The organism is Streptomyces sp. NPDC037013, assembly GCF_055607265.1.
Map to the genome: position 1 here is coordinate 838,577 of NZ_JBVJRV010000002.1, position 24,988 is coordinate 863,564.

The following is a 24,988-nucleotide window of genomic DNA, read 5'->3' on the forward strand; positions in this document are numbered from 1 at the left end:
AGGCTAGAACTCGTCGTCGAAGGAGACCGACCCCTCGACCGCCACCTGGTACGCGGAAGGCCGCCGCTCGAAGAAGTTGGTCAGCTCCTGGACGCCCTGCAGCTCCATGAAGGAGAAGGGGTTCTCCGAGCCGTAGACCGGCGCGAAGCCGAGGCGCTGCAGGCGCTGGTCGGCGACGCACTGCAGGTAGTCGCGCATCGAGTCGGTGTTCATGCCCGGCAGGCCGTCGCCACACAGATCGCGGGCGAACTGCAGCTCGGCCTCGACGGCCTCCTTGAGCATGTCCGTGACCTGCTGCTGCAAGGCGTCGTCGAACAGGTCCGGCTCCTCCTTGCGGACGGTGTCGACCACGTCGAAGGCGAAGCTCATGTGCATCGTCTCGTCGCGGAACACCCAGTTGGTGCCGGTCGCAAGGCCGTGCAGGAGGCCGCGGCTGCGGAACCAGTAGACGTAGGCGAAGGCACCGTAGAAGAAGAGCCCCTCGATGCAGGCGGCGAAGCAGATCAGGTTCAGCAGGAAGCGGCGGCGGTCGGAGCGCGTCTCCAGACGGTCCAGCTTCTCGACCGAGTCCATCCACTTGAAGCAGAACTGGGCCTTCTCGCGGATGGAGGGGATCTCCTCGACCGCGTCGAAGGCGGCCGCCCGGTCCTGTGGATCGGGCAGGTAGGTGTCGAGCAGCGTCAGATAGAACTGGACGTGCACGGCCTCCTCGAAGAGCTGCCGGCTCAGATACAGCCGCGCCTCGGGGGAGTTGATGTGCTTGTAGAGCGTCAGCACGAGGTTGTTGGAGACGATCGAGTCACCGGTCGCGAAGAACGCGACGAGGCGGCCGATCAGGTGCTGCTCCTCGGGCGTCAGCTTCGCCAGGTCGGCGACGTCCGAGTGGAGGTCGACCTCCTCGACGGTCCAGGTGTTCTTGATCGCGTCCCGGTAGCGCTCGTAGAAGTCCGGGTAGCGCATGGGGCGCAGGGTCAGCTCGAAGCCCGGGTCGAGGAGGTTCTTCGCGCTGTTCGTGGTGGTGCTCATTACTGGCAGGCCTCGCAGGACTCGGGGTTTTCCAGGGAGCAGGCGACGGCTTCTTCGGCCGTGGCCTGGGCGGGGACGGGGACGGTCTCGGGCGCGGGTGCGGCGGTCGCGGTGTTCGAGCCGCCGGCCGCGCGGGCGATGCGCGTCGCGGGGCGCGAGCGCAGGTAGTACGTGGTCTTCAGGCCCTGCTGCCAGGCGTACGCGTACATCGAGGAGAGCTTGCCGATGGTCGGTGTCTCCAGGAAGAGGTTGAGCGACTGCGCCTGGTCGAGGAACGGGGTGCGGGCGGCGGCCATGTCGATCAGGCCGCGCTGCGGGAGCTCCCACGCGGTGCGGTACAGCGCGCGGACGTCCTCGGGGATCCAATCGAGGCCCTGGACCGAGCCGTTGGCCTCGCGCAGTGCCTCGCGGGTCTGCGCGTCCCACATGCCGAGCCGCTTCAACTCCTCCACCAGGTAGGCGTTGACCTGGAGGAACTCACCGGACAGCGTCTCGCGCTTGAAGAGGTTGGAGACCTGCGGCTCGATGCACTCGTAGACGCCCGCGATGGACGCGATGGTCGCGGTCGGCGCGATGGCGAGCAGCAGCGAGTTGCGCATCCCGGTGGTGGCGATACGTTCCCGCAGCGCCGCCCACCGCTCGGGCCACGTCAATTGCACGCCGTAGTGGTCGGGGTGCAGCACCCCGCGCGCGGTGCGGGTCTTCTCCCAGGCGGGCAGGGGGCCGTTGCGCTCGGCGAGGTCGGCGGAGGCCTCGTACGCGGCGAGCATGATCCGCTCGGCGATCCGGGTGGAGAGCGCGCGCGCCTCAGGGGCGTCGAAGGGCAGCTTCAGCTGGAAGAAGACGTCCTGCAGCCCCATCGCGCCGAGCCCCACCGGGCGCCACTTGGCGTTGGAGCGCCCGGCCTGCTCGGTCGGGTAGAAGTTGATGTCGACGACGCGGTCGAGGAAGGTCACCGCGGTGCGGACGGCCTCGTCGAGCCGCTCCCAGTCGATGTCCCCGTCCCGCACGAAGGCGCCGAGGTTGACCGAGCCGAGGTTGCAGACCGCGGTCTCGCCGTCGTCCGTGACCTCCAGGATCTCCGTGCACAGGTTCGACGAGTGCACGGTGTGGCCGGGCTCGGCGGTCTGGTTGGCGGTGCGGTTGGCGGCGTCCTTGAAGGTCATCCAGCCGTTGCCGGTCTGCGCGAGGGTGCGCATCATGCGGCCGTACAGCTCGCGGGCCGGCAGGGTCTTCTTGGCGAGCCCCGCGGCCTCCGCCGCCCGGTAGGCGGCGTCGAACTCCTCGCCCCACAGGTCGACCAGGTCGGGCACGTCCGAGGGCGAGAAGAGCGACCACTCCTGGTCGGCGGCGACCCGGCGCATGAACTCGTCCGGGATCCAGTGCGCGAGGTTGAGGTTGTGGGTGCGGCGCGCGTCCTCACCGGTGTTGTCGCGCAGCTCCAGGAACTCCTCGATGTCGAAGTGCCAGGTCTCCAGGTAGACCGCGGCCGCGCCCTTGCGGCGCCCGCCCTGGTTGACCGCGGCGACCGAGGCGTCCAGCGTCTTCAGGAACGGCACGATGCCGTTGGAGTGCCCGTTGGTGCCGCGGATCAGCGAGCCCCGGGAGCGGATGCGCGAGTACGAGAGTCCGATGCCGCCCGCGTGCTTGGAGAGCCGCGCCACCTGGTGGTAGCGGTCGTAGATCGAGTCCAGCTCGTCCAGCGGGGAGTCGAGGAGGTAGCAGGACGACATCTGGGGGTGGCGGGTGCCGGAGTTGAAGAGCGTCGGCGAGGACGGCAGGTAGTCCAGGCGGCTCATCAGGCCGTACAGCGCGGCGACTTCGTCGAGCGCGCGGGTGCTGTCGTCCTCGGCCAGGCCGCTCGCGACGCGCAGCATGAAGTGCTGCGGGGTCTCGATGACCTGGCGGGTGATGGGGTGACGCAGCAGATAGCGGCTGTGCAGCGTGCGCAGGCCGAAGTAGCCGAAGCGGAAGTCGGCGCCGTCGGCGAGCGCGGTCTCCACGAGCGCGTCGAGCCGGGCCGCGTGCGAGGTCACGAAGGCGGCGGTGCGGTCGGCGATCAGGCCCTCGCGCCGGCCGACCGCGATCGACTCGGTGAAGGAACGCACGCCCTGGGTGGCGGCCTCGGCGGCGATGGAGAGGGAGAGCAGCCGGGCGGCGAGCTTGGAGTAGGCCGGGTCCTCGGAGATGAGCCCCGCGGCCGCCTCCGTCGCGAGCGTCCGCAGCTCCGCCTCGTCGGCCCGCGCCGACCGGCCCCGCAGCGCGGCGGCGGCGACCCGCCCGGGGTCGGCGTCGGGGAGGTCGGCGGTGAGGTCGGTCAGGGTGCGCAGCAGCGCGGTCCCCGGCGCGTCGGCGCCCTCGGCGGTCGTCGGTGACGGCGCTGACGCAGGTTCGGCAGGCGCGATGGTCACGTGGAGCTCTCCCTCGCTCGGCTCTGGGCCTGGGGGAGGGGTCGGCACACACGGGCGCACCCGGGCAGGGCGGCGTACCGCGTCCACCGGCCCATTCCACGAGGCCCGGACGGTCGGCACCCGGGCCGGACGGCACGGGTGCGCTGCCGGCAGGTCTTCGGACTCCGCGTACGACAAATGCGTACACGTCCACCGTTGCGGGACAGTTCCGGACTTGCACCGGATTCCCCTGCGGCGACAGCGAGCACGAGCATACATCTTGTGTCGCGCTTCGGGAGCAGGCCCACATCTTGTGTCGGGTCAGGGAGGTGGGGTCTAGAGCGTCAAGGCGTAGGTGCGCAGCGGCAGGTCGGGGAGGGGGCACCAGTCGCGCTCCGGGGTCCGCAGGAAGCCGAGGCGTTCGTAGAGCCGGTGGGCGGTGCGCATGGAGGGCGAGGAGGAGAGCACGAGCCGGCTCCGGCCCGCGTTCCTGGACCGCTGGACGCACGAGCGCACCAGGAGCTCGCCGACGCCCCGGCCGCGCGCCGCGTGCGCGACCGCCAGCATGCGGATCTCGGTCTCGCCGTCCCGCGCGATGTCCGCCAGGGGCCCGCCGTCCGGCACGAAGGTCACGCCGCCGAGCAGCTCCCCGGCCATGTCGTCCGCAACGGCGACCAGGATCTCGGCGTGCGCCGCGCGTCCGGCCACGTCCCGCAGCACGGGCAGGTAGGGGTCCTCGGTCCCGAAGTCCAGGTGTCCGTCGTCGAGATAGGCCTGCGCGGTGAGGTCGCCCACGGCCCCGTACTCCTCGGGCCTCGCCCGCCTGATCGTGATGTCCATGCGCCGCAGTGTGCAACAGGAGACGACGAAGGGCCGCCGGTTTTCCGGCGGCCCTTGTCGGATGCGGTGCGGTTGTGGGGGCGGGTCAGTGCCCGGAGCCCGCGGTGGCCTTCGGCAGCTCCTGTACGACACCGGGGTCGCCGGCGTCCGCCGTGTAGTCCTCCGGGGACGTCTCGTCGACGCCCTCGGGGGCCTTCAGCGCCTTCAGGACGAAGGTGAGGACCACGGTCACGAGCACGTTCAGGATGAACGCGGTCAGGCCGATGTAGCCGATCTCGCCGATGCCGGGGATCTCGTCCGACGAGCCGCCGAAGTGCTTCTGGGTCGGCGAGGCGACGCCGTACGCGGCGACCGTCCCGTAGACCATGCCGACCGCCCAGCCGGCCAGCAGCGCCCAGCGGTGGAACCACCGGGTGAACAGGCCGCCGACCAGCGCGGGCATGGTCTGCAGGATCCAGATGCCGCCGAGCAGCTGGAAGTTGATCGCGACGGTCTTGTCCATGGTGAGGACGAAGGCGAGGGCGCCCACCTTCACCAGGAGCGAGACCAGCTTGGAGACCTTGGTCTCCTGCTCGGGCGTCGCGTCCGGCTTGATGAAGTCCTTGTAGATGTTGCGGGTGAAGAGGTTCGCGGCCGCGATCGACATGATGGCGGCCGGCACGAGCGCGCCGATGCCGATCGCCGCGAAGGCGACGCCGGTGAACCAGTCGGGGAACATGTCCTCGAAGAGCTGCGGGATCGCCAGTTGGCCGTTGTCGACCTTGACCCCGGCCGCGATCGCCATGAAGCCGAGCAGCGCGAGCAGGCCGAGCATCAGCGAGTACAGGGGCAGGATCGTGGTGTTGCGGCGGATGACGTCGCGGCTCTTGGAGGAGAGCGTCGCCGTGATCGAGTGCGGGTACATGAAGAGCGCGAGAGCGGAGCCGAGCGCCAGGGTCGCGTACGTCCACTGACCGGCCTCGGGTGGCGCGAGCGCGCCGCGCGGCTTGCCGGTCTTCTCGTTGACCACGCCGAACGCGTCGCCGGCCTTGGCGAAGATGTCGTCGAAACCGCCCAGCTTGATCGGGATGTAGATGATCGCGACGGCGATGACGAGGTAGATCAGCCCGTCCTTCACGAACGCGATCAGCGCGGGCGCGCGCAGCCCCGAGGAGTAGGTGTACGCGGCGAGCACCGCGAAGGCGATCAGCAGCGGCAGGTCCTTGATGAACCAGTTGGTGTCGGGGCCGCCGCCGATGCCCATGACGTCGAGGACGGCCTGGATGCCGACCAGTTGGAGCGCGATGTACGGCATCGTGGCGAGGATGCCGGTGACCGCGACCGCCAGGGACAGGCCCTTGGAGCCGAAGCGGCCGCGCACGAAGTCGGAGGTGGTCACATAGCCGTGCTTGTGCGAGACCGACCACAGGCGCGGCAGGAAGGTGAAGATGAGCGGGTAGACGAGGATCGTGTACGGCACGGCGAAGAAGCCGGCCGCGCCCGCCGCGTAGATCGCCGCGGGGACGGCCACGAAGGTGTACGCGGTGTACAGGTCGCCGCCGAGCAGGAACCAGGTGACCCAGGTGCCGAACGACCGTCCGCCCAGGCCCCATTCGTCCAGGCTCTGCTCGTTCTCGGCCTTGCGCCAGTGGGCGGCGAGGAAGCCCATGACCGTGACCGCGAGGAAGAAGAAGATGAAGACCCCGAGGGCGACGCCGTTCACGCCGCCCGATGCGAGTGTGGTCACTGTCCGGCACCCCCCTGGACCCGCTCGGCCTTGCGGGCGCGCTGGTCGCGCTGCCACAGCTTGTACGCGATCATCGTCAGCGCCGTGGAGATGAGCACCCACAGCATCTGGTACCAGTAGAAGAACGGGATGCCGATGAGGGTCGGGTCGACCTTGGCGTAGGAACTCACCCACAGCATCGCCACGAAGGGCGCGACGAGGCAGACGGCGATGACCACGCGGACCGGCGTGACGACCGGTCTGTTCACTTCAGGCGCATCTGACATATCGCGGCTCCGTTCCCTCACTTATCCCATGCTTAACGTGCGGGAAATCTAAGCCACAGTCTCGCTGCATGGAACCCCCGTCCGGATAACGGACGGGTCAATGTCCCTGCTCAGCAGCAGCGGAACCCCTTGCTCGGGTCCGACTCCTGCTGGTCTGTCCGCATGCGTTCAAATGCGCGCCGGCTGGGGACGGTTGCGGCCGGATGGTCCGCGCGGAGATGAGCCACGTACCGCTCGTACGCCGATTCGTCGGTCAGCTCCCTGACGTACCAGCGCATCCAGCGCAGACCGCGCAGCAGTGGTGCCGTCATGTGCTCAGGGCCTCCTGTCATGGTCAGGGCCTCCTGTCATGGTTTGAGGGCCGCCCGCTTCTCCTCCCGGGTGGCGACGAGCCCGGCCGGGGCCCTCAACTCCGATTCCACGTACGGTGCTTCGCGCAGCGGGGCGGCCTCGGGGTGGCGGATGTGCCGGACGCAGACCCGGGCCGCGTCCAGGACCACCACGACGACGAGCAGGGCCAGGACCGCCGAAAGGACGCCGTCCACCGTGGAGTTGGTGACGACGGTGTGCATGTCGTCCATGGTCTTGGCGGGCGGCAGGATCGTGCCGTCGTCGATGGCGTCCCGGTACTTCGCGCGCTGCTGGAAGAAGCCGACGCGCGGATCGGAGGAGAACACCTTCTGCCAGCTCGCGGTGAGCGTCACCGTAACGTCCCAGACGAGCGGAACACCGGTGATCCAGGCCCACTTGAGGCGCCCGGACTTCACCAGGAGCGTGGTGCAGACGGCGAGGGCGACGGCGGCGAGGAGCTGGTTGGCGATGCCGAAGATCGGGAAGAGCTGGTTGATCCCGCCGAGCGGCTCGTGCACGCCCACCCAGAGGAAGTACCCCCACAGGCCGGTGACGGCGGCGCTGGTCAGCAGCAGGCCGGGCCGCCAACTCATGTTCCTGAACGGCTTGTAGACGTTCCCGAGCATGTCCTGGAGCATGAAGCGGCCCACCCGGGTGCCCGCGTCGAGCGCGGTCAGGATGAAGAGCGCCTCGAACATGATCGCGAAGTGATACCAGAAGGCCCGCATCGAGCCGCCCGTGACCTTCGAGAAGATCTCCGAGACACCGACGGCGAGCGTGGGCGCGCCACCGGTGCGCGAGAGCAGCGAGGTCTCCTCGACCTGGCGGGCGGCGTGGGCCAGGTCGGCCGGCGAGATGCTGTAGCCCAGCCCCGCGACGGCCTTCGACGCCTCCTGGACGGTGTCGCCGACCACGCCCGCGGGCGCGTTCATCGCGAAGTACAGGCCGGGGTCGATGATCGAGGCGGCGACGAGCGCCATGACCGCCACGGACGACTCCATCAGCATGGAGCCGTAGCCGATCATCCGGATCTGCGTCTCCTTCTGGATCATCTTCGGCGTCGTGCCGGAGGAGATCAGGGCGTGGAAGCCGGAGAGCGCCCCGCAGGCGATGGTGATGAAGACGAACGGGAAGAGCGAGCCCGCGAAGACCGGCCCGTCGCCGCGCGAGGCGAAGTCGGTCACCGGGTCCATCTTCAGCGTCGGCAGCGCGATCACGACACCGAGCGCGAGGAGCAGGATGGTGCCGATCTTCATGAACGTGGAGAGGTAGTCGCGCGGCGCGAGCAGCATCCACACCGGCAGGATCGAGGCGATGAACCCGTACGCGACCAGCCAGATCACCAGGGTCGACGGCGCGAGCGTGAAGGTGTCCGCGAGCGACGACTCGGCGACCCACCGCCCGCCGACGAGGGCGAGCAGCAGCAGCACGATGCCGATCAGGGAGACCTCGCTGACCCGGCCGGGCCGCAGGACCCGCAGGTAGAACCCCATCAGCAGGGCGATCGGCACGGTCATCGCGATGGAGAACGTGCCCCACGGCGACGCGGCGAGCGCGTTGACGATCACCAGCGCGAGCACCCCGAGCAGGATGATCATGATGGCGAAGGTGGCGAGCAGCGCGGCGGCCCCGCCGAACGGACCGATCTCCTCGCGCGCCATCTGCCCGAGCGACTTGCCGTCGCGCCGCGTCGAGAAGAACAGCACGACCATGTCCTGCACGGCACCCGCGAAGATCACGCCGGCGATGATCCAGATGGTGCCGGGCAGGTATCCCATCTGGGCGGCGAGCACCGGCCCCACCAGGGGACCGGCGCCCGCGATCGCCGCGAAGTGGTGGCCGAGCAGCACCCGGCGGTCGGTCGGGTGGAAGTCGATGCCGTTGTCGAGCCGCTCGGCCGGGGTGGCCCGTCGCGCGTCGACCTTCAGCACGCGGTACGCGATGAACTTGGCGTAGAAGCGGTAGGCGACGGCGTACGAGCCGAGGGCCGCCGCCACCATCCAGGCGGCCGACACCTCCTCGCCGCGGGCGAGGGCGAGGACGGTCCAGCCCGCGGCGCCGACCAGCGCGACGAGGGACCAGATGACGATGGTTCGGGGATTCGCGCTGCGCACCGGGTAGTCCTCCCGTTCGTCATGCGATGACGGTCATCGTGCGATGACGGGAGGACCGTAGAGCAGCGGCGTGACCCGCGCCAGACCTCGGACGGGTGGAGCGCCGACGGGGCCCGGCGGCGTCAGTCGGTGGGTCTCTTCAGGCGGGCCACGAACTTGTACCGGTCGCCGCGGTAGACCGAGCGCACCCACTCCACCGGCCGGCCGTTCCCGTCCAGCGAGTGGCGGGAGAGCAGCAGCATCGGCAGGCCGACGTCGGTGCCGAGCAGGCCCGCTTCGCGCGGGGTGGCGAGCGAGGTCTCGATGGTCTCCTCGGCCTCCGCGAGGTGCACGTCGTACACCTCGGCGAGCGCCGTGTAGAGCGAGGTGTACTTCACCAGGGAGCGGCGCAGGGCGGGGAAGCGCTTGGCCGAGAGGTGGGTGGTCTCGATGGCCATCGCCTCGCCGTTGGCGAGCCGGAGTCGCTCGATGCGCAGGACGCGGCCGCCCGCGCTGATGTCGAGCAGACCGGCGAGGGTGTCGTCGGCGGTGATGTAGCCGATGTCGAGGAGCTGCGAGGTGGGCTCAAGGCCCTGGGCCCGCATGTCCTCGGTGTACGAGGTGAGTTGGAGGGCCTGCGACACCTTGGGCTTGGCGACGAACGTGCCCTTGCCCTGGATCCGCTCCAGACGCCCCTCGACGACCAGCTCCTGCAGCGCCTGGCGGACGGTCGTGCGGGAGGTGTCGAACTCGGCGGCGAGCGTGCGCTCCGGCGGGACGGGGGTGCCCGGCGGCAGTGTCTCCGTCATGTCCAGCAAGTGCCGCTTCAGGCGGTAGTACTTGGGCACGCGCGCGGTGCGGCCGACGCTCGGGCCCTCCGAGGGCGCGCCCACATCGGTCCCCGTGCCACCCGCTTCGGTGCCCATGGCTTGCCTTCCCGGCTCCTGTGCTGCTGCCGTCACCGGCTCCTCCGTCTGTCGCGGCTCACATCGTGGCACGGTACGGGCCGAGCAGACTCTGCCTGCTCAGGTGTCGGTCCGATAACGGACGCGACAGCCCTTCTTATACACCCTTGACACCCCTAAAGGTCTAGGCCAAGCTCCCCGTACTGGTCTACACCATTAAAGACCAGGTTCCAGTCCCACGGGCAGATCTCGGTCCATTCGGTCGCTGCGGGTGGGGGGTTGACTGGCATCCCTTGAGGAGGGTGACGTGAAGCGCAAGCTCATAGCGGCCATCGGTGTCGCGGGCATGTTGGTCTCGGTCGCGGCGTGCGGCAGTGACGACGACGACAAGAAGGCCGGGGGAGCCGACAGCTTCAAGGGCGAGACGCTGACCTTCTGGGCGATGGACGGCTCGACGCCGGACCAGTGGCAGAAGGACGTCACGGCGGCCTTCGAGAAGAAGACCGGCGCGAAGCTGAAGTTCGAGGTCCAGCAGTGGAACGGCATCCAGCAGAAGCTGACCACCGCGCTCTCCGAGGAGAACCCGCCCGACGTCTTCGAGATCGGCAACACCCAGACCCCGGCGTACGCCAAGACCGGCGGTCTCGCCGAGCTGGATGACCTCAAGGAGTCCATCGGTTCCGACTGGACCGACTCCATGAACAAGGCCTCGGTCATCGACGGCAAGCAGTACGCCGCCCCGTGGTTCGTCCTCAACCGCGTCGTCGTCTACAACAAGAAGATCTGGGCCGAGGCCGGCATCAAGGACACCCCCAAGACCCGCGCCGAGTTCCTCAAGGACCTCAAGCAGATCGGCGCGAAGACCGGCGCCGAGCCGATCTACCTGCCCGGCCAGAACTGGTACCACTTCGTCGGCCTGACCATCGGTGAGGGCGCCGAGCTGGTCAAGAAGGACGGCGACAAGTACGTCTCCAACCTGAGCGACCCGAAGGTCGCCAAGGCGATGAAGACGTACAAGCAGTTCGCGGACCTCTCCAAGGCCCCCAAGAACAAGGACGAGGCCACCCCGCAGCAGGCCGAGGTCTTCGCCAAGGGCAAGACCGGCGCCTTCATCGGCATGAGCTGGGAGGCCGCGACCGCGATCAAGGCCAACAAGAAGATCGAGAAGGACATCGGCTTCTTCACGATCCCCGGCGCCACCGCCGACAAGCCCGAGGGCGTCTTCCTGGGCGGCTCCAACCTCGCCGTCGCCGCGACCAGCAAGAAGCAGGAGCTCGCCAAGGAGTTCCTCAAGATCGCGCTCTCCGACAAGTTCGAGGGTCAGTTCGCCAAGGAAGGCGGCACGATCCCGAACAAGAAGGCGCTGGAGTCCAACCTCAAGGGCAACCCGGCCGCCGAGGCCGCCGCTCCCGCCTCCGCCGGCGGCGGCACCACCCCGCTGATCCCCGAATGGGCCGCGGTGGAGAACCCGCCGAACCCGATCAAGAACTACATGACCGCGGTGCTCAACGGTAAGTCGCCGGCCGCCGCGGCCAAGCAGGTCGAGGGCGAGCTCAACAAGCGCCTGTCGCAGAAGCAGTAAGGACGCCCCTCTTGCCGGGGGCGGCGGGTGACACGCCCTCGCCGCCCCCGGCTCACCTCTGCGTACCGCGATGCCCACGAAAGAGATGGCGAGCATGACCGTGCAGAAGACCGAACGGCCGCCCTCCGGCCCGACGGAGGTGCAGACCCCGGGTGGCGGGCCACGACCGGAGGGCCCGCGCAACGAACCGAAGCGGTTCGCCGGCCTGACGCCCTATCTGCTCCTTGCGCCCGCGATCATCGCCACCCTGCTGCTGCTCGGCTGGCCGCTGGTCAACAACGGGCTCCTGTCGTTCCAGAACCTCAACATGAGGCAGTTCATCCTCCACCTCACGGAGTGGAACGGGTTCGACAACTACAAGGAGGTCCTCACCGGCGAGGACTTCTGGCGGGTCACCGGCCGCTCGGTCGCCTTCACCGCCGTCAACGTCGTGCTGATCATGGTCCTCGGCACGCTGGTGGGACTGCTGCTCGCACGTCTCGGCCGCCGGATGCGCACGTTCCTCCTGCTCGGCCTCGTGCTCGCCTGGGCGATGCCCGTCGTCGCGGCGAGCACGGTCTACCAGTGGCTGTTCGCGCAGCGCTTCGGCGTCGTCAACTGGGTGCTCGCCGAGATCGGCTTCACGTCGATGGCCGACCACGACTGGCTGGCCACGCAGTACTCGACGTTCTTCGTCGTCCTGCTGCTGATCGTCTGGATGTCGGTCCCCTTCGTGGCGATCAACCTGTACGCCGCCACGACCACCATCCCCAAGGAGCTGTACGAGGCCGCCGCGCTGGACGGCGCGGGCGCCTGGAAGCAGTTCACCCAGGTGACGCTGCCGTACCTGCGGCCCTTCCTCTACGCCACGACGTTCCTGGAGATCATCTGGGTCTTCAAGGCGTTCGTACAGGTCTTCACGATCAACGAGGGCGGCCCCGACCGCCTCACCGAGATCCTCCCCGTCTACGCCTACATCGAGGGCATGGGCAACCAGCACTTCGGCATGGGCGCGGCGATCGCGCTGCTCACCATCATCATCCTGCTGGCCATCACCTCGTACTACCTGCGGATCGTGCTCAAGCAAGAGGAGGACGAGCTGTGAAGCGCTCGCTGATGGGCCGGCTCTGGCCCAACCTGGTCGCTGTCGTCATCTTCGTCCTCTGCGTCTTCCCCGTGTACTGGATGTTCGCCACGGCCTTCAAGCCGACCGGCGACATCATCGCCGAGGACCCGGTCTGGTTCCCGACCGACGCCACCCTCGAGCACTTCGAGAAGGCGATCGACGTCGACCACTTCTGGACCATGGTCGGCAACTCCCTCACCGTGACGATCCTCGCGGTCCTCTTCTCGCTCATCATCGGCGTGACGGCGGCCTTCGCCCTCGCCCGGATGCGCTTCAAGGGCCGCCGCGGCTTCATCATCGGCTTCATGCTCGCGCAGATGGCGCCCTGGGAAGTCATGGTCATCGCCATCTACATCATCGTGCGCGACGCGGACATGCTGAACAGCCTGATCCCGCTGACCCTCTTCTACATGGTGATGATCCTCCCCTTCACCCTCCTCACGCTGCGCGGCTTCGTCGCCGCCGTGCCCAAGGAGCTCGAGGAGTCCGCCATGGTCGACGGCTGCACCCGCATGCAGGCCTTTCGCCGCGTGATCCTGCCGCTGCTCGCCCCCGGCCTGATGTCGACCTCCCTCTTCGGCTTCATCACCGCCTGGAACGAGTTCCCGCTGGCCCTCGTGCTCAACAAGGAACCGGACGCCAAGACCCTGCCGATCTGGCTCTCCAGCTTCCAGACCGCCTTCGGCGACGACTGGGGCGCCACCATGGCCGCCGCCTCGCTCTTCGCCGTCCCGATCCTCGTCCTCTTCGTCTTCCTGCAGCGCAGGGCCGTCGCCGGCCTGACCGACGGCGCAGTGAAGGGATAACTCCGCACATGACGACACTCACGCACGCCGGTGACACCCTCACCCGCAACGCCCTCGCCGTCCTGCAGCCCGGCTTCGACGGCACCACCGCGGCGCCCGACTGGCTGCGCCGCCGGATCGGCGAAGGCCTCGCCTCCGTCAGCCTCTTCGGCCGCAACGTCCAGAGCGCCGAGCAGGTGGCCGCGCTCACCGCGCAGCTGCGCGCCGAGCGCGACGACCTCCTGATCGCCATCGACGAGGAGAGCGGCGACGTCACCCGCCTGGAGGTGCGCACCGGCTCCTCCTACCCGGGCAACCACGCGCTCGGCGCCGTCGACGACACGGAGCTGACCCGCGAGGTCGCCGCCGACCTCGGCCGCCGCCTCGCCGCCTGCGGCATCAACTTCAACTGGGCGCCGTCCGCCGACGTCAACGCCAACCCCGACAACCCCGTCATCGGCGTACGCTCCTTCGGCTCGGACCCCCTCCTGGTGGCCCGGCACACCGCCGCCTACGTCGAGGGCATGCAGTCGGCCGGCGTCGCCACCTCCGCCAAGCACTTCCCGGGCCACGGCGACACCGCGATCGACTCGCACCACTCCGTGCCGGTCATCGACGTCGACCGGGACGTGCTGAACTCCCGTGACCTTGCGCCGTTCCGCGCGGCCATCGCCGCCGGCAGCCGCGCCGTGATGAGCGCCCACGTCCTGGCCCCGGCCCTGGACCCGGACAACCCCGGCACGCTCTCCCGCCGCATCCTCACCGGCCTGCTCCGCGAGGAGTTCGGCTACGAGGGCCTCATCGTCACCGACGGCATGGACATGCAGGCGATCGCCGGTCCGTACGGCTTCGAGCGCGGCTGCGTCCTCGCCATCGCCGCCGGCGCCGACGCGATCTGCACGGGCGGCGGCCCCTCCGACGAGGGGACCGTGCTGCGGCTGCGGGACGCCTTCGTCGCCGCGGTGCGCTCCGGCGAGCTGCCCGAGGAGCGGCTCGCCGAGGCCGCCGACCGCGTACGGGCCCTCGCGGGCTGGGCCGCGGCGGCGAAGGTGTCGGGCGCGGCCGATCGCTCGGGGGGCGCGCCCGACACCGGGATCGGTCTGGTCGCGGCCCGCCGCGCGCTGACCGTCACCCGCGGCGAGACCTACGCGGCCCCGGTCACCGAGGCCCCCTACGTCGCCACCTTCTCGCCCCTGCCGAACATCGCGGTCGGCGACGAGACCCCGTGGGGCGTGACCGCCGAACTGGAACGCCGCTTCCCCGCCACGGAGTCCGGCGCCTTCTCCGGCGACGGCGCGGGCGCCCGGGCCCTCGCGGCGGCCGGCGAACGACGCATCGTCGCCGTGGTCCGCGACGCGCACCGCCACGGGTGGATGGCGGACGCCCTGAAGACCCTCGTGACCGCCCGCCCGAACACGGTCGTGGTGGAGATGGGCGTCCCCCAGTCCGCCCCGACCGGCGCGATCCACGTCGCCACCCGCGGCGCCGCCCGGGTGTGCGGCCAGGCAGCGGCGGAGGCCCTCACGGCTCCGTGACGCGTCCGTCGGCACGGACGAAAGCACGACAAAAACGCACGACAAAAACGCACGACAAAGGGGCGCCCCTTGACCCGGGGCGCCCCTCCGTCGTGCGTACGGCCGAGAGAGACTCTCTTACAGCCCCTGCCAGTCGGGCTTGTTGGCGTACGTGTGCCGGAAGTACTCCGCGAGCTTCAGCTTGGAGGCCGCGGCCTCGTCCACGACGACCGTGGCGTGCGGGTGCAGCTGCAGCGCGGAGGCGGGCACGACCGAGGCGACCGGCCCCTCCACGGTGGCGGCCACCGCGTCCGCCTTGCCCTCACCCGTGGCGAGCAGCACCAGGTGCCGCGCCTCCAGGATCGTGCCGATCCCCTGGGTGATGACGTGGTGCGGCACCTGCTCGATGTCGCCGTCGAAGAAGCGGGCATTGTCCACGCGGGTCTGCTCGGTCAGCGTCTTGATGCGCGTACGGGAGGCGAGCGACGAGCACGGTTCGTTGAACCCGATGTGCCCGTCCGTGCCGATCCCGAGCAGCTGCAGGTCGACGCCGCCGGCCTCGGCGAGCGCCTTGTCGTACGCGTCGCACGCGGCCAGCACGTCATCGGCGCTGCCGTCCGGGCCCATGAAGGAGGACTCGCTCAGCCCGAGCGGCTCGACGACCTCGCGCAGGACCACGGAGCGGTACGACTCGGGATGGCCGGCCGGCAGCCCCACGTACTCGTCGAGCTGGCAGATGCGCGCCCGCGAGGCATCCACGGAACCGGCCGCGACCTTGGCGGCCAGCGCCTCGTAGATGGGCAGCGGGGTGGAACCGGTGGCGACACCGAGCAGGGCGTCAGGCTTACGACGCACCAGGGCGGCCATGGCCTCCGCGATGAGCTCGCCGCCTGCCTTGGCGTCCGGGACGATGACAACTTCCACGCTGGGCCTGCCGATCTGGAGAGGGGGCTGGGGGAGACTCGCAACCATTGGTGGTATAGACCAATCTAGCAGAGCCGCGCCGCCAGGACATTCGATTCCTCGGGTCCATGCTCGGCTCTCCCCACCCCGCTCGCCCGTCGAGCGGCCCCCCCCCGCCCGCCCCCGTCAGACCCCGAGCACCGAGCCGCCCGTCGCGTCGATGTACTGACCGGTGATCCAGCGCGCGTCGTCCGAGGCGACGAAGGAGACGATGTCCGCCACGTCGGCGGGCTGTCCTATGCGGTCGAAGGTCGAATACCCCGCCATCTGTGCCTGCTGGTCCGCGGGGATGCCGTGCATCATCTCCGTCTCGATGATCCCCGGCGCCACCGCGTTGACCGTGATGCCCCGGGGGCCCAGCTCCTGGGCGAGCGTGTGGGTCAGGACGTTCACCGCGCCCTTCGTCATCGAGTACGCGATGGTGACCGGGAAGGCGATCCGGGTGACACCGGAGGAGATGTTGATGATCCGGCCGCCGTCGCGGAGCCGGTCGAGGCCCTTCTGTACTACGAAGAACAGCGCCTTGGTGTTGACCGCGAACACCCGGTCGTACTCCGCCTCCTGGACCTCTCCCACGTGGCTGTACAGGCCGATGCCCGCGTTGTTCACCAGGATGTCCAGGCCGTCCGTGTGCCGGTCGAACTCCGCCCAGAGCGCCTCGGCGTCGCCGGGCACCCCCAGCTCCGCGCCGAAGGCGAAGGCGGAGCCGCCCGCCGCCTCGATCGCGGCCACGGTCTCCTTCGCGGCCACGTCATTGCTGCCGTAGTGCACGGCCACCCGCGCGCCGTCCCGCCCGAGCCGCTCGGCGATGCCCCGCCCGATGCCCCGGCTGCCACCGGTGACCAGCGCGGTCTTCCCCGCGAGCCTGCCTGCGGATGTGCCCGTCCCCAAAGCACCCATGTCAGGCGCCCCCTCTTTCTCTAGTGGTCGCTACAGAAAGAACCGTACCCGACCGCCGCTCTATTTACTAGCGCCCGCTATACAATTCACCCCATGGCGACGAAACAGCGCGGCCGGCCCCGCTCCTTCGACCGCGACACGGCGCTGGAGCAAGCGATCCGCGCCTTCTGGGAGCACGGGTACGAGGGGACGTCGGTCTCGGACCTGACGCGCGTCATGGGGATCGGGGCGCCCAGCCTCTACGCGGCCTTCGGCGACAAGCGGCGCCTCTTCGACGAGGTCGTGATGAGGTACGGCCTCACCCACGGCTCCTTCGGCGACCGCGCCTTCGCGGAGGAGCCGACGGTGCGCGGAGCCGTGTCGCGGATGCTGCACGAGGCCGCCGCCGAATTCACCGACCCCTCACGCCCGCGCGGCTGCCTCGTCATCTCCGCCGCCGTCAACTGCACGACGCCGGAGGTGGAGGAAGCCCTGCGGGACCGGCGGAACGCCAACGTCGCGGCGATCGAATCCCGCATCCGTACCGCCGTCGCGACGGGGGAGCTGCCGCCCGACACGGACCCCGCCTCCCTCGCCCGTTATACGGCCGCGGTCTTCCAGGGGATGTCGCAGCAGGCCAGGGACGGTGCGACCAGGGAGGATCTGGAAGTCGTGGCGGATCTCGCCATGCGGGCGTGGCCGCAGGCCGGGCCGGGAGAGAATTCAGGGGTGGACGGGGCTTGACCGCCCGGTCCGGATACCGGAGAAAGAGACGACGACAAACATCTGTCCACGCATAGACAGGGGAGAATGGTCTAGTCCACAATGCGTGGGTAAAGCCTCCGCTCTTCCCGCACAGGAGAGCGGATCGAGGAACCGGCGCTCTCTGCCCTGACCGCGTCGGATCCTCCCGATCGGCTGTTCAGTACCGCACATTCTGGCGGCCGATGCACCTGAAGGGCTGCGGTGCCGTGGGCGGGTTGAGGGTCCCGCCCTGGCGCCGCGGCTCGTCGGGATCCGCCGGGACCCGCACGCGTCGCCGGCCTCGCGCCGGTGACTCCGCGCGGCTGACCCGCCGGACGCGAAAGGTACGCTCGCACACGTGCCCTCCATGAACGACCTCGTACGCCAGCACACCGCCCTCGGTGACTCCGACCTCGAGTGGCTGCACCTGCTGGTCTCGGAGTGGCAGCTGCTCTCCGACCTCTCCTTCGCCGACCTGGTGCTCTGGGTCCCCACCCGCGACGGGACCCGCTATGTCTCCGTGGCGCAGATGAGGCCCAACACCGGCCCCACCTCCTACCAGGACGACATGGTCGGCCACCTCGTCCCGCGCGGCCGCCGCCCCCTCCTGGACGCCGCCCTGGACGAGGGCCGCATCGTGCGCGAGGGCGACCCGGAGTGGCGCGAGGAGGTGCCGGTGCGCGTGGAGTCCATCCCGGTACGCAGGGAGGGACGCGTTCTGGGTGTCATCGCCCGCAACACCAACCTGCTGACCGTGCGCACTCCCTCGCGGCTGGAGCTGACCTACCTCCAGTCGGCGTCCGACCTCGCACAGATGATCGCCGCCGGCTCGTTCCCCTTCCAGGGGCAGCAGGTCGACATGGATGCCTCCCCGCGCGTGGGGGACGGACTGCTGCGTCTCGACGCCGACGGCATCGTGCAGTACGCCTCGCCGAACGCCCTCTCCGCGTACCACCGCCTCGGCCTCGCCTCCGACCTCGTCGGCCACCACCTGGGCACGGCGACCGCGGAACTCGCCCCCTCGCGCGGCCCGGTGGACGAGGCCCTCGCCAAGCTGGCGAGCGGCTGGGCGCCACGGGAGTTCGAGATCGAGGGCGGTGACGGCGTGATCCAGCTGCGCGCGATCCCCCTCAAGCCCAAGGGCCCGCGCATCGGTTCCCTCGTACTGCTGCGCGACGTCACGGAACTGCGCCGCCGCGAGCGGGAGTTGATCACCAAGGATGCCACCATCCGGGAGATCCATCACCGGGTGAAGAACAACCTCCAGACGGTCGCCGCGCTGCTGCGGCTGCAGGCCCGCCGCATCGACTCGGCCACCGGCCGGGAAGCGCTGGAGGAGGCGGTGCGCCGGGTGGGTTCCATCGCCATCGTCCACGAGACGCTCTCCCAGAACCTGGACGAGCGCGTGGAGTTCGACGAGATCGCCGACCGGGTCCTTGCGATGGTCGCCGAGATCTCTCCGGGCAAGGTCGCGGGCCGGCGCACCGGCCGCTTCGGCATTCTCGACGCGGAGGTCGCGACGCCCCTGTCGATGGTGCTCACCGAGATCCTGCAGAACGCGCTGGAGCACGGCTTCCGGGAGGGGGACACCGGCACGGTCGAGGTGTCGGCCGTGCGGGGCGGGACCACCAAGGAAGCGCGGCTGCTGATCACCGTCCAGGACGACGGCATCGGTCTGCCCGACGGCTTCGACCCGCACCGCTCCGGAAATCTCGGCCTGCAGATCGTCCGCACGCTGGTCGAGGGCGAGCTGGGCGGCACCTTCGACATGGTCCGCGCCCCCGAGCGCGGCACGCGGGTGATCCTTGACATTCCGGTGCGCGCCGACAAGTAGGCGACCGTTCGGCGCGAACCGCCGGGTAGCGCCTGGTAGCTCTCCGTGACGGAGCCTGCGGCGGGCCGGGCGCTTGGGAAGTGGACGAACACCCGGAAGTAAACGAACGCAACGAAAGCAGTGAGCCCCGGACCGAGTGGTCCGGGGCTCACTGCTCACGTTGCGATGCGCATCGGGGGTACTGCGCGGCTGCGGCTCGGGGGCGGGAGTTGCGTACGCGCTGTACGCGCCGCCAAGCTCAGGCTCGTTGGGGGCGTGACCGTCAGGCGCTTGCCTGGCGTGCACGGTTGCGAGCGGCGCGACGCTTCATTGCGCGGCGCTCGTCCTCGCTGAGGCCACCCCAGACGCCGGAGTCCTGGCCGGACTCGAGCGCCCACTGCAGGCACTGCTCCATGACGGGGCAGCGGCGGCAGACGGCCTTGGCTTCCTCGATCTGCAGCAGCGCAGGACCGGTGTTGCCGATGGGGAAGAAGAGCTCGGGGTCTTCCTCGCGGCAAACGGCGTTGTGACGCCAGTCCATGGCTGCTACCTCTCCTTGGTATTACTGCGGGTGCTTGTGAATGTGAACGCTTTCACGAATCCCCCCGCACGGGAAGGGCCGACGCCCAGTCGCCTGGTGTGGACCTGTGGTGGAGGAGGGGTTCTGGCTCTCTGTGGGGCCGATGTTGCGGGCCGTCCCGATCGCCATGTAGAGATTCGCAAACCTCGGCGGCGGATACAACCCCTTCAGGAAAGTTTTTTTTGATTCCTCAGTGTCGACTGGGTCACAGCCGTACTTCCATGGGGTGGACCCTGGTTTAAACGTTCGAGTGAAAGGACTTTAGGCCCTTCTACTCACACAATCACACGCAGTGCACGGCGTACGCCTGTGAACGTCACGCTCGTCCGCAGCCCCAAGTGGTCACCGTCCATCTGGAGGGGCAGGGGCACCTTGGATTGCAAGGTGAAGTCCGTGAGGTCGTGGAGCGTAACCGCGTGCTTACCGTGCGGTCCGCGCTCCGGCGTGGAGGTCAGGAGCTGGGTGCCGTAACGGGCCACCGCGGCGGTGGAGAGCTTCTTCAGACCCAGGACGTCGAGGCCCGTGTCGAAGGAGGCCTGCGGGGACGCGTACAGGGGGCGATTGCCCAGGTAGGAGTAGGGGGAGGTGTTGCAGACTATCGACATCACCAGGTCGGTCACCGGGTCCTCGCCGGGCCGCTCCAGGGTGATCATTCCGTGCCTGCGGTGGGGCTCGTCGAGGAACTGGCGGAGCACCTGGCGCACATAAAGGGCGTGGGTCGAGCGCCGGCCGAGCTCACGCTGCTGTTCGACCCTGCCGACCACGCCGCCGTCGAAGCCGAGACCCGCGCAGAACGTGAACCAGCGCGAGGGCACGGCCTCGTCCTCCGTGCCCGGCGTGCCGCCCGCGATGCCGAGGCCCACCGTGCGCTCACTGCCCTCGCGCAGGGCGTCCAGGAGGGCGCCGGTGGCCTCCACGGCGTCGTTCGGCAGACCGAGGGCGCGCGCGAAGACGTTGGTGGAGCCGCCGGGGACGACGGCCAGGCGGGGCAGCCGGTCCGGGTCGGGGCCGTGGTGCAGCAGGCCGTTGACGACCTCGTTGACCGTGCCGTCGCCGCCGAGGGCGACGACCAGCTCGATGTCCTTGCTCTCCGCGGCCTGCCGGCCGAGGTCTCTGGCGTGCCCGCGGTACTCCGTGGTGACCGCGTCGAGCTTCATCTCACTCGCCAGGGCGTGGACCAGTACGTCACGCGTACGCGCACTGGTGGTGGTTGCCGCCGGGTTGACCACGAGGAGTGCACGCATGCGCAGCAGACTACCTAGCGGTCTCTGACCGGCCTAGACCGAGGTGCCGGGGCGCGGGCGCCCGGAGCTACCCTGCAGGGGTGAGTACTGAGCGGAAATCCACCCCCGAAGCCCCGGAGCCGCCCGCGTCCGGCCCGCGCCCCGCGCGGGTGACCGGTGCCGCGGCCCTGGTCGCCCTGGAGGGCCTCGCCCTCCTCGTGGGGGGCGTGTACATGCTCGTGCTGGGGCTCGCGGGATCGCCCGACGACCCGCGCCAGGCCGAGACGGGCGGCATCACGCTGATCGTCCTCGCGCTGCTGCCCCTGCTCGCCGCGCGCGGGCTGATGAAGCTGCGCCGGTGGAGCCGCGGGCCCGCGATCATCACGCAGATCATGGCGCTTCCGGTGGCCTGGCAGATGCTGCAGGCCGACAGTGCGGCGATCCCGGCCGGCATCGTCCTCGCCATTGTGGCGGTTCTCTCCCTGGTGCTCCTGATCAACCCGGCGACCACCGAGGCCCTCGGCATCCAGGGCCCCGGCAGCGTGGAGGGACAGAAGAAGTAAGCCTGGGGGAGAAGTAGGCCTGGGGGGCGGTCGGCTACTCCTCGACGAGGAGCTTCTCCCGCAGCTGCGCGAGCGTGCGCGCGAGCAGGCGCGAGACGTGCATCTGGGAGATGCCGACCTCCTGCGCGATCTGCGACTGGGTCATGTTCCCGAAGAAGCGGAGCAGCAGGATGCGCTTCTCGCGCGGGGGCAGGTCCTCCAGGAGGGGCTTGAGCGACTCGCGGTACTCCACGCCCTCCAGGGCCTCGTCCTCGGCGCCCAGGGTGTCCGCGACGGCCGGTGACTCGTCGTCCGTGTCGGGGACGTCCAGGGACAGCGTGGAGTAGGCGTTGGCCGACTCCAGGCCCTCCAGGACCTCCTCTTCGGAGATGGCCAGTTTCTCGGCCAGCTCGTGCACGGTGGGGGACCGGCCGTGCAGCTGGGAGAGCTCGGCCGTCGCCGTCGTCAGCGACAGACGCAGCTCCTGGAGACGGCGCGGGACGCGGACCGCCCACCCCTTGTCGCGGAAGTGCCGCTTGATCTCGCCGACGACCGTCGGTGTCGCGTACGTGGAGAACTCCACGCCGCGCTCCGGGTCGAAGCGGTCCACGGACTTGATCAGCCCGATCGTGGCGACCTGGGTGAGGTCGTCGAGGGGCTCGCCGCGGTTGCGGAAGCGGCGGGCCAGGTGCTCGACGAGCGGCAGGTGCATGCGGACCAGCTGGTTGCGCAGCTCCGCGTACTCCCGACTGGCGTTGTCCAGGGCGCGCAGCTCGATGAACATCGCGCGTGCGCCGCTGCGGTCCTGGGGATCGTGCCGGCTGTGCTCGTGCTCGCTCATGTTTCCCACCCGTCGCCCGCCGCCCCGGCCGGAGAGCCGCTTGAGCTCGTCCTTGGCGGTCGGCTCTGCCTGCTCCGACACATCGGCCACCCTCAGCGGACCCGACTGGTCCGGCTCCTCCGGGTGCGGTTTGGCCTGCTGCTCGGGGATTCCGGTGGTCATACGGCGCGCCCCCTCCCTGCCGCCGACGGGCAGACCTTGTGTGCCGCGCTCTTCGTCCCGCACGGGCCCGTCCCCGTTCCTCACGCCGGCCCGGGTCCCGCGCCGCGCTTCTTGTAGAGGCTGATCGAGACGGTGTTGTCCTCGGCGACGGCGGAGTCGACCTGGCCCGCCAGGGCCGACAGCACCGTCCAGGCGAAGGTGTCCCGCTCCGGGGCCCGGCCGTCGGTCGTGGGCGCCGAGACCGTCACTTCCAACGAGTCGTCGACAAGGCGGAAGACGCAGCTGAGCACCGAGCCGGGCACGGCCTGCTGGAGCAGGATCGCGCAGGCCTCGTCCACCGCGATGCGGAGGTCCTCGATCTCGTCGAGCGTGAAGTCCAAACGCGCCGCGAGACCGGCCGTCGCCGTCCGCAGCACAGACAGGTAGGCACCCGCAGCCGGAAGGCGGACCTCCACGAAGTCCTGATTTCCGGGCTCGCCTGCGATCTGGGACACCCTCACCTCCAAGGTGGTACAAGCACTTTCGGGGCTCCGGGACCGCGTCCAGCGGTGGTCCGGACTGCGTCACACGGGTAACGCACCACGTCTTTCTGCGGTGACGCTACCGCGCTCCCCAGTTCCGTGTCCCGGGGACCCCGCCCGATGCTGTCACTCATAGTAAGCCTATGAGTACGGACAGTGGCTAGGGGTCGCGCAGGCCCAATTGGAAAGAACAGGCGCCGGGTTGACGTACCCAGGCGTCAGACGATCGAACCGTCCACGAAGCACCAGCGCCAGCTCTCGCCCGGCTCGAAGGTCCTCATCACAGCGTGTGAGGTCTCCTTGAAGTGTGCCGTCGCGTGCTGGAAGGGCGACGAGTCGCAGCAGCCGACGTGGCCGCACTCCAGGCAGAGCCTCAGCTGCACGGGGTGGCTGCCGGCCGCCTGGCACTCGAGGCACGTCTCGCTCAGCGGGGCCACCTCGGGGTGCGGCAGCGCTGCGACGTGCGGGCACTCGTTCATGATTGCCAGGTTACGACGGGAACGCGCAGGGCGGAGGGATCTGGCGATGGATGTATTGCCCCTGGTGGCACTGATCGCGGCGAGCGCCGTGGTGGCGGGGGCCGCGCGCAGGACCCCCGTGCCCGCGCCGCTGCTCCTGGTCGGGGTGGGGCTCATCGCCTCGTACGTCCCCGGAGTGCCCGACTACCACCTCGACCCGCACATCGTGCTGCCGCTGATCCTGCCCCCGCTGCTGCACACCGCCGCCCTGGAGAGCTCCTACCTGGATCTGCGCGCCAACATCAGGCCCGTGGCGCTGCTTTCGGTCGGCTATGTCCTGTTCGCCACGGTCGCGGTCGGCTGGCTCGCGTATCTGCTCATCCCCGACCTGCCGCTGACCGCCGCGCTCGTCCTCGGCGCGGTGATCGCGCCCCCGGACGCGGTGGCGGCGACCGCCATCGCGCGCAGAGTGGGGCTCCCTTCGCGCATCACCACGATCCTTCAGGGCGAGTCCCTGGTGAACGACGCGACCGCGATCACCGCCTACAAGGTGGCGCTCGCCGCGGCGGTCGGCGAGGGCGCGAGCTGGGCCGGCGGGGTCCGGGAGTTCCTGGTGGCCGCCGTCGGCGGCGTCGGGGTGGGACTGCTCCTCATGGTGCCGATCCACTGGCTGCGCACCCACCTGAAGGAGGCGATGCTGCAGAACACGCTGTCGCTGCTCATCCCCTTCGTCGCGTACGCCGCCGCGGAACAGGTGGGGGCCTCCGGAGTGCTCGCCGTGGTCGTCGTCGCCCTCTACCTGGGCCACCGCTCCTGGCAGGTCGACTTCGAGACGCGGCTGCAGGAGGCGGCGGTGTGGAAGGTCGTCGCGTTCATCCTGGAGTCGGCGGTCTTCGCCCTCATCGGCCTCCAACTGCCCGTCGTCCTCAAGGGACTCGGGGAGTACGGCGTGGGGGAGGCCGTCTGGTACGCGGTCGGGGTCTTCGTCTTCGTCGTGGTGGCGCGCTTCGTGTGGTCGTATCCGGCGACCTATCTGCCGCGCGCGGTGTCGGCGCGGATCAGGGAGCGCGAGGACGACCTGGACTGGCGGCGGCCCTTGATCGTCAGCTGGGCCGGGATGCGCGGGGTGGTCTCGCTGGCCATCGCCTTCTCGATCCCGCTCGTGACGGAGGACGGCGAGTCCTTCCCGGCGCGCAATCTTGTCTTGTTTCTGACGTTCACCACGGTGATCGGCACGCTCGTCGTGCAGGGGCTCTCGCTGCCGTGGCTGATCCGTGTCCTGAAACTGCCCGGCCGGGACGCCCAGGCCCAGACGCTCGCCGAGGCGCAGGCGCAGAATGCCGCCTCACAGGCCGCGGAGGCCCGGGTGGAGGAACTCATGCGGGACGAGCGCAACGGCCTGCCACAGCCCCTCCAGGACCGTTTGCGCACCGTTCTGGAGCGGCGCCGCAACTCCGTCTGGGAGCGGCTCGGTCAACCCAACCCGGTGACGGGGGAGTCGGCGGACGACACCTACCGGCGTCTCGCGCGCGAGGCGATCGCCGCGGAGCGGGAGGTGTTCGTGAGGATGCGGGACGAGCGGCGCATCGACGACGAGATGATGCGGACGCTGCTGCGCAAGCTGGACCTGGAGGAGGCCGCCGCCCACCGGGAGATCGAGGACTGAGGGGGCGGGGCGG

At 69.7% G+C, this 24,988-nt stretch carries 23 protein-coding genes and 1 riboswitch; of the genes, 8 read left to right on the forward strand and 15 right to left on the reverse strand.

Translation table 11 applies throughout. The features are described from left to right. Positions 1 to 3 precede the first annotated feature (3 nt). The 8 genes from ACZ7DY_RS08835 to ACZ7DY_RS08870 all read right to left on the reverse strand — a co-directional run bounded on the left by ACZ7DY_RS08835 (position 4) and on the right by ACZ7DY_RS08870 (position 9,618). Complete coding sequence (locus ACZ7DY_RS08835) at positions 4 to 1,026, reverse strand: ribonucleotide-diphosphate reductase subunit beta (RefSeq protein WP_471131850.1); 1,023 nt, start codon at positions 1,024 to 1,026, stop codon at positions 4 to 6. Continuing rightward, positions 1,026 to 3,437 (reverse strand): ribonucleoside-diphosphate reductase subunit alpha, encoded by a 2,412-nt coding sequence (locus tag ACZ7DY_RS08840; protein ID WP_471131853.1) that lies wholly within the window; start codon positions 3,435 to 3,437, stop codon positions 1,026 to 1,028. The genes ACZ7DY_RS08835 and ACZ7DY_RS08840 overlap by 1 nt, the downstream gene beginning before the upstream one ends. Positions 3,438 to 3,568: 131 nt before the next feature. After that, positions 3,569 to 3,691: riboswitch (cobalamin riboswitch) on the reverse strand. A gap of 61 nt (positions 3,692 to 3,752) precedes the next feature. Then, entirely contained in the window at positions 3,753 to 4,256 is a 504-nt protein-coding gene (locus ACZ7DY_RS08845) for a GNAT family N-acetyltransferase (protein ID WP_471131856.1), read from the reverse strand. 85 nt (positions 4,257 to 4,341) lie between these two features. Next, positions 4,342 to 5,958, reverse strand: a complete 1,617-nt coding sequence (gene mctP, locus ACZ7DY_RS08850) for a monocarboxylate uptake permease MctP (RefSeq protein WP_471132429.1) — start codon at positions 5,956 to 5,958, stop codon at positions 4,342 to 4,344. Positions 5,959 to 5,978: 20 nt separating this feature from the next. Beyond that, on the reverse strand, positions 5,979 to 6,248 hold the full coding sequence (locus ACZ7DY_RS08855; protein ID WP_471131859.1) for a DUF3311 domain-containing protein: 270 nt from the start codon (positions 6,246 to 6,248) through the stop codon (positions 5,979 to 5,981). Positions 6,249 to 6,358: 110 nt separating this feature from the next. Further along, the gene (locus ACZ7DY_RS08860; RefSeq protein ID WP_471131861.1) at positions 6,359 to 6,580 is read right to left on the reverse strand and encodes a YbdD/YjiX family protein; all 222 of its coding nucleotides are present in this window, start codon (positions 6,578 to 6,580) and stop codon (positions 6,359 to 6,361) included. A gap of 15 nt (positions 6,581 to 6,595) precedes the next feature. Next, entirely contained in the window at positions 6,596 to 8,713 is a 2,118-nt protein-coding gene (locus tag ACZ7DY_RS08865; RefSeq protein ID WP_471131864.1) for a carbon starvation CstA family protein, read from the reverse strand. A 122-nt stretch (positions 8,714 to 8,835) separates the two neighbouring features. Further along, a complete protein-coding gene (locus tag ACZ7DY_RS08870; RefSeq protein ID WP_471131867.1) occupies positions 8,836 to 9,618 on the reverse strand; it encodes a GntR family transcriptional regulator in 783 nt (260 codons plus the stop codon). 286 nt (positions 9,619 to 9,904) lie between these two features. Here ACZ7DY_RS08870 and ACZ7DY_RS08875 point away from each other — a divergent pair, with 286 nt between their 5' ends. From ACZ7DY_RS08875 to ACZ7DY_RS08890, 4 genes are all read left to right on the forward strand, one after another. Continuing rightward, positions 9,905 to 11,179 (forward strand): extracellular solute-binding protein, encoded by a 1,275-nt coding sequence (locus ACZ7DY_RS08875; RefSeq protein WP_471131869.1) that lies wholly within the window; start codon positions 9,905 to 9,907, stop codon positions 11,177 to 11,179. 94 nt (positions 11,180 to 11,273) lie between these two features. Continuing rightward, entirely contained in the window at positions 11,274 to 12,263 is a 990-nt protein-coding gene (locus ACZ7DY_RS08880; RefSeq protein ID WP_471131872.1) for a carbohydrate ABC transporter permease, read from the forward strand. After that, positions 12,260 to 13,090 carry a carbohydrate ABC transporter permease gene (locus tag ACZ7DY_RS08885; protein ID WP_471131875.1) on the forward strand — a complete coding sequence of 277 codons (831 nt, stop codon included), beginning with the start codon at positions 12,260 to 12,262 and terminating at the stop codon, positions 13,088 to 13,090. The genes ACZ7DY_RS08880 and ACZ7DY_RS08885 overlap by 4 nt, the downstream gene beginning before the upstream one ends. Positions 13,091 to 13,098: 8 nt before the next feature. Beyond that, on the forward strand, positions 13,099 to 14,604 hold the full coding sequence (locus ACZ7DY_RS08890) for a glycoside hydrolase family 3 protein (RefSeq protein WP_471131878.1): 1,506 nt from the start codon (positions 13,099 to 13,101) through the stop codon (positions 14,602 to 14,604). A 117-nt stretch (positions 14,605 to 14,721) separates the two neighbouring features. On the opposite strand, the gene nagB is transcribed toward ACZ7DY_RS08890, so the two are convergent. Together nagB and ACZ7DY_RS08900 are read right to left on the reverse strand one after the other, a co-directional pair. Then, entirely contained in the window at positions 14,722 to 15,507 is a 786-nt protein-coding gene (gene nagB / locus ACZ7DY_RS08895; RefSeq protein WP_471131881.1) for a glucosamine-6-phosphate deaminase, read from the reverse strand. Between the two features lie 165 nt (positions 15,508 to 15,672). Further along, complete coding sequence (locus ACZ7DY_RS08900; RefSeq protein WP_471131883.1) at positions 15,673 to 16,446, reverse strand: SDR family oxidoreductase; 774 nt, start codon at positions 16,444 to 16,446, stop codon at positions 15,673 to 15,675. A 93-nt stretch (positions 16,447 to 16,539) separates the two neighbouring features. Here ACZ7DY_RS08900 and ACZ7DY_RS08905 point away from each other — a divergent pair, with 93 nt between their 5' ends. Next, positions 16,540 to 17,169, forward strand: a complete 630-nt coding sequence (locus tag ACZ7DY_RS08905) for a TetR/AcrR family transcriptional regulator (RefSeq protein WP_471131884.1) — start codon at positions 16,540 to 16,542, stop codon at positions 17,167 to 17,169. A gap of 367 nt (positions 17,170 to 17,536) precedes the next feature. Then, positions 17,537 to 19,003: a histidine kinase N-terminal domain-containing protein gene (locus ACZ7DY_RS08910; protein ID WP_471132431.1), complete on the forward strand. Its 1,467-nt coding sequence runs from the start codon at positions 17,537 to 17,539 to the stop codon at positions 19,001 to 19,003. Positions 19,004 to 19,265: 262 nt separating this feature from the next. Here ACZ7DY_RS08910 and ACZ7DY_RS08915 read toward each other — a convergent pair whose 3' ends face one another. Continuing rightward, positions 19,266 to 19,523, reverse strand: coding sequence for a WhiB family transcriptional regulator (locus ACZ7DY_RS08915; RefSeq protein ID WP_016639615.1), 258 nt, complete (start codon positions 19,521 to 19,523; stop codon positions 19,266 to 19,268). Positions 19,524 to 19,837: 314 nt separating this feature from the next. Continuing rightward, a complete protein-coding gene (locus tag ACZ7DY_RS08920; protein WP_471131887.1) occupies positions 19,838 to 20,806 on the reverse strand; it encodes a diacylglycerol/lipid kinase family protein in 969 nt (322 codons plus the stop codon). A gap of 80 nt (positions 20,807 to 20,886) precedes the next feature. Between ACZ7DY_RS08920 and ACZ7DY_RS08925 the strand changes: the two genes are divergently transcribed. Continuing rightward, on the forward strand, positions 20,887 to 21,348 hold the full coding sequence (locus tag ACZ7DY_RS08925; protein ID WP_471131890.1) for a hypothetical protein: 462 nt from the start codon (positions 20,887 to 20,889) through the stop codon (positions 21,346 to 21,348). A gap of 34 nt (positions 21,349 to 21,382) precedes the next feature. On the opposite strand, the gene ACZ7DY_RS08930 is transcribed toward ACZ7DY_RS08925, so the two are convergent. From ACZ7DY_RS08930 to ACZ7DY_RS08940, 3 genes are all read right to left on the reverse strand, one after another. After that, the gene (locus tag ACZ7DY_RS08930) at positions 21,383 to 22,393 is read right to left on the reverse strand and encodes an RNA polymerase sigma factor SigF (protein WP_471131892.1); all 1,011 of its coding nucleotides are present in this window, start codon (positions 22,391 to 22,393) and stop codon (positions 21,383 to 21,385) included. A gap of 17 nt (positions 22,394 to 22,410) precedes the next feature. Continuing rightward, entirely contained in the window at positions 22,411 to 22,824 is a 414-nt protein-coding gene (locus ACZ7DY_RS08935; RefSeq protein ID WP_062782207.1) for an ATP-binding protein, read from the reverse strand. A 245-nt stretch (positions 22,825 to 23,069) separates the two neighbouring features. After that, on the reverse strand, positions 23,070 to 23,330 hold the full coding sequence (locus tag ACZ7DY_RS08940) for a UBP-type zinc finger domain-containing protein (RefSeq protein WP_471131895.1): 261 nt from the start codon (positions 23,328 to 23,330) through the stop codon (positions 23,070 to 23,072). Between the two features lie 46 nt (positions 23,331 to 23,376). On the opposite strand from ACZ7DY_RS08940, the gene ACZ7DY_RS08945 reads away from it, so the two are divergent. After that, a complete protein-coding gene (locus ACZ7DY_RS08945; protein WP_471131897.1) occupies positions 23,377 to 24,975 on the forward strand; it encodes a Na+/H+ antiporter in 1,599 nt (532 codons plus the stop codon). Positions 24,976 to 24,988 lie beyond the last annotated feature (13 nt).

Bases quoted from the DNA above. Each gene is read 5' to 3' on its own strand.
- ACZ7DY_RS08835 (WP_471131850.1), bottom strand. From the start codon at position 1,026: ATGAGCACCACCACGAACAGCGCGAAGAACCTCCTCGACCCGGGCTTC.
- ACZ7DY_RS08845 (WP_471131856.1), bottom strand. From the start codon at position 4,256: ATGGACATCACGATCAGGCGGGCGAGGCCCGAGGAGTACGGGGCCGTG.
- ACZ7DY_RS08855 (WP_471131859.1), bottom strand. From the start codon at position 6,248: ATGTCAGATGCGCCTGAAGTGAACAGACCGGTCGTCACGCCGGTCCGC.
- ACZ7DY_RS08860 (WP_471131861.1), bottom strand. From the start codon at position 6,580: ATGACAGGAGGCCCTGAGCACATGACGGCACCACTGCTGCGCGGTCTG.
- ACZ7DY_RS08870 (WP_471131867.1), bottom strand. From the start codon at position 9,618: ATGGGCACCGAAGCGGGTGGCACGGGGACCGATGTGGGCGCGCCCTCG.
- ACZ7DY_RS08880 (WP_471131872.1), top strand. From the start codon at position 11,274: ATGACCGTGCAGAAGACCGAACGGCCGCCCTCCGGCCCGACGGAGGTG.
- ACZ7DY_RS08890 (WP_471131878.1), top strand. From the start codon at position 13,099: ATGACGACACTCACGCACGCCGGTGACACCCTCACCCGCAACGCCCTC.
- ACZ7DY_RS08900 (WP_471131883.1), bottom strand. From the start codon at position 16,446: ATGGGTGCTTTGGGGACGGGCACATCCGCAGGCAGGCTCGCGGGGAAG.
- ACZ7DY_RS08905 (WP_471131884.1), top strand. From the start codon at position 16,540: ATGGCGACGAAACAGCGCGGCCGGCCCCGCTCCTTCGACCGCGACACG.
- ACZ7DY_RS08910 (WP_471132431.1), top strand. From the start codon at position 17,537: ATGAACGACCTCGTACGCCAGCACACCGCCCTCGGTGACTCCGACCTC.
- ACZ7DY_RS08915 (WP_016639615.1), bottom strand. From the start codon at position 19,523: ATGGACTGGCGTCACAACGCCGTTTGCCGCGAGGAAGACCCCGAGCTC.
- ACZ7DY_RS08920 (WP_471131887.1), bottom strand. From the start codon at position 20,806: ATGCGTGCACTCCTCGTGGTCAACCCGGCGGCAACCACCACCAGTGCG.
- ACZ7DY_RS08940 (WP_471131895.1), bottom strand. From the start codon at position 23,330: ATGAACGAGTGCCCGCACGTCGCAGCGCTGCCGCACCCCGAGGTGGCC.
- ACZ7DY_RS08945 (WP_471131897.1), top strand. From the start codon at position 23,377: ATGGATGTATTGCCCCTGGTGGCACTGATCGCGGCGAGCGCCGTGGTG.